Source organism: uncultured Campylobacter sp., from assembly GCF_938040115.1.
Taxonomy (GTDB): domain Bacteria; phylum Campylobacterota; class Campylobacteria; order Campylobacterales; family Campylobacteraceae; genus Campylobacter_A.
Map to the genome: position 1 here is coordinate 1 of NZ_CALHXD010000291.1, position 3,440 is coordinate 3,440.

2 protein-coding genes and 1 pseudogene are annotated in these 3,440 nt (G+C 43.8%); 1 reads left to right on the forward strand and 2 read right to left on the reverse strand.

What is annotated here, in order from left to right; genetic code table 11:
* Positions 1-213 precede the first annotated feature (213 nt).
* Positions 214-1,674, forward strand: a complete 1,461-nt coding sequence (locus tag Q0314_RS09775) for an aldehyde dehydrogenase family protein (protein WP_298058599.1) — start codon at positions 214-216, stop codon at positions 1,672-1,674.
* A 99-nt stretch (positions 1,675-1,773) separates the two neighbouring features.
* Here Q0314_RS09775 and Q0314_RS09780 read toward each other — a convergent pair.
* Positions 1,774-2,637: pseudogene (locus Q0314_RS09780) on the reverse strand (IS1595 family transposase).
* A gap of 228 nt (positions 2,638-2,865) precedes the next feature.
* Positions 2,866-3,440: cytochrome c3 family protein (locus Q0314_RS09785; RefSeq protein ID WP_298058601.1), on the reverse strand; the 575-nt coding region annotated here is incomplete at its 5' end.

Consider the following 3,440-nt stretch of genomic DNA (forward strand, 5'->3'; position numbering starts at 1 on the left):
AACAAAGAAGTAAAATGTAAATTTGACAACTAAATTTTAGCATCTTAAAGATACGGGTCTCGGCGACTCAAATTTAAAATATTCCCCCAAATTTAACCTAGAATCCCGTCAAATTTCCGCTCAAATTTTTGATAACGATTATTTTCTAATTATCAAATTATTTATATTCGAGGAGTAATATTTCAGTTATTAAATAATTTTAAAGGAGAAAAAATGGTTAAGTTACAAGAAAAATACGGCCTTTTTATAAACGGCGAATTCGTCCCCGCAAGCAGCGGCAAGACGCTAGATACCTTTGATCCCGCCACCGGCAAAAAGCTAGCCGCGATCGCGGACGCGAGCAAAGAGGACGTGGACGCCGCGGTCAAGGCTGCGCGAGAGGCGTTTAAGACGTTTCGCCACAGCACCGTAAGTGAGCGAAGCAAAATTTTGCTCAAGATCGCCGATATAATCGACGCAAATAAGGACTTTTTGGCTACAGTCGAGACGATGGATAACGGCAAGCCTATCCGCGAGACGCTAAACGTGGACGTGCCGTACGCGGCGGAGCATTTTAGGTATTTTGCAGGCGTGATCCAGGGCGAAGAGGGCAGCGCAAACGTACTCGAGGAAAAGCACCTCTCGCTAATCTTGCGCGAGCCTATCGGCGTCGTAGCGCAGATCGTGCCGTGGAATTTCCCGTTTTTGATGGCGGCGTGGAAGCTAGCTCCGGTCATCGCCGCGGGCGACACGAGCGTGCTAAAACCGTCATCTGAGACCAGTCTGAGCGTGCTCGAGCTAATGCGTCTCATCAAAGACGTGCTGCCAAAAGGCGTCGTAAACGTAATCACGGGCAAAGGCAGCGGCGCCGGAGCGTTTTTGCAAAAGCATAGCGGCATCGACAAGATCGCATTTACCGGCTCGACCGAGATCGGACGCGAGATCGCTATCTCGGCGGCTGAAAAAATCATCCCGGCAACGCTCGAGCTAGGCGGCAAATCAGCCAACATCATCTACGCCGACGCGGACTTTGATCTAGCTCTAGACGGCGTTCAGATGGGCATTTTGTTTAACCAAGGGCAAGTTTGCTGCGCTGGCAGCAGGATATTTGTCGAGGAGAAAATTTACGACAAATTTATCGCCGCGGCGGTGGAGAAATTTAAAAATCTAAAAGTCGGCGATCCTCTGGATCCAAAGACGCAGATGGGCTCTCAGATCAACGCCAAACAAGCCGCCAAGATCGTCGAGTACATCAACATCGGCGTCAAAGAAGGCGCCAAAATCGCTGTAGGAGGCAAGCTCGCGGCTGCGGGCGACAGCTTCGTCGAGCCGACGCTGCTAGTGGATGTGAACAACGATATGCGCGTGGCCAGAGAGGAGATATTTGGGCCTGTGGGCGTCGTGATCAAATTTAAAAACGAGGACGAGCTAATAAAGATGGTAAACGACAGCGAATACGGCCTAGGCGGCGGCGTCTTCACGCAGGACATCACTCGCGCTATCCGTACCGCTCGCGCGATGGAGACCGGCCGCGTGTGGATAAACTGCTACAACCAGATCCCGGCGGGCAGCCCGTTTGGCGGCTACAAGAGCTCCGGCATCGGCCGCGAAACGCACAAAATCATCCTCGAGCACTACACTCAGATGAAAAATATCATGGTAAATTTGACGGGCAAGGTTAGTTCGTTCTATTAAAATTTCGCTTAATGCAACTTTAGGTCGGGCGCTTTGCTCGGCCTTTTTTTGGATTCGACAAAATTCTTATAAATTCGCACAAATTTAAAACTGATTGGCTCAAGATAAGTTAAGCGGATTCTCTCTTATCATCTTTAGTAAAATATGATAGAATGTTTTTGTATCTTTACTGTTATTATATCTAAACTCTACTTCACTTCGCTCGTAGCTGCATGCAGAACACACTCTTTAAGATGAAGCAAGAAATTCTCTTTCTTTATCCCTTTAAATTTAGCTAGTCTATGTTTAGCATATCCCCGTCTGTTTACAGTAGCAAGACAAAGTCGCAGCTAAAAATTCTCAATACCATTTATATGATTTTTACCATTAGCTTCTTGTAAAGTAGCAAGCACAGCGTAGCTAAAATTCATTCTTAGAATGCTTTACTCTATAATGAGCTAAAGCTGCATAATCTACTAATCCATCATAAGCTTTCCAACAATCAGAGTATATAGTAGAGCTATCAAGCTCGCTATATTTGGGTAGTATGGGTATCAACTCGCTAGCCGAGCAGTTTTTAACTATTTGGGTATAGACTTTGCCGTCTCTTTTAAGCATACCGTTCTGCTCGCAGTAACGAGCGAAGCGAAGTAAAATACCGGAGTTTTATTTGCTGCTCCTCTACCTCTCTTACCTCTTACTCTTTTAGCTTTAAAGTAGCTTTCGTCAATCTCAAAGCGAAGCTTCTAGGCGAGCTTGCAAGCTGGAAATCTCGCCTGAAAACTTACTTATTTTTTCACACTCGCTAGCCATTAAAATTCTGATATTTTTTAGAATTTTGTTGATGGAAATTCTAGAAATCCCGGTTAAATTTGCTATTTTAGTAGTCTCTATATCCTCTGTAAAATACTTGAGAATTTCTCTAAATTTCTTCTCTGAAATTCGGGAACGGACTATATACTTATTTTTCATCGACAGGATCATAGTTAAAAACTCCTTTGAAAGTTTTTAACTTATCTTGAGCCATAAATTTATAGTTATTTAAATAAACACAAGATTCTGAAATTAGTTTTTATATAAATAATATTTTGTATAACAATAATTATTGCTTGTATGGAACTTTTATGGTGATACGAATTAAAACTTAAACCAAGGGCATCTGGTGTTTTGTAAAAAAGAGACAAATCCGCCCCAAGCGAGGCGGATTAGAGATTATTTTTCGCTAGGCGGATACATCTTCCAGCTGCTATCTACTTTCCAGTCTATCGGGTGGCAAGACATGCAAGTATTTAGCTTTTGTAGATGGTGCACGGCGTGGCACGACTGGCACTGAAGCATTTCATTGTCTCTATTATGGACACCATTATGCGGGTTAGACAAACCATAGTGCGCAGTCTTTTTCCTGATATCGTCTATCTTATGACAGCTGGTGCACTGCTCGTTTGTAAATCCTCTTTGTTTTGTTGGCATCTCAAAATCGCCCATCGCATACATCCTGACCTCGTTTAGTTGCTCACCTATGGTTGGTGTATGGCAGTCGTGGCATGTTACATTTGCGTCGTTATGCTTTTTAGCTAGCATATTTCCCTTTGTAAAAGAGTCATACTCTGGCTGCATGTTGTGACACATGATACAAAATTCAGCTTTGTGGCTAGCTGCTTGTACCTGATGAAACGCTATAAAACCTATGACGGCAGCTATTATTAGCCCTATTATCGTATATTTTCTTCTCTTGCTCATGCTTGTACTCCTTTTGCGTTTGCCGCAGCCTGATAGCCCGCTAAGCG

What these genes read in the sequence shown, in the direction of transcription:
- Q0314_RS09775 (WP_298058599.1), top strand. Translation starts at nt 214, where the DNA reads ATGGTTAAGTTACAAGAAAAATACGGCCTTTTTATAAACGGCGAATTC.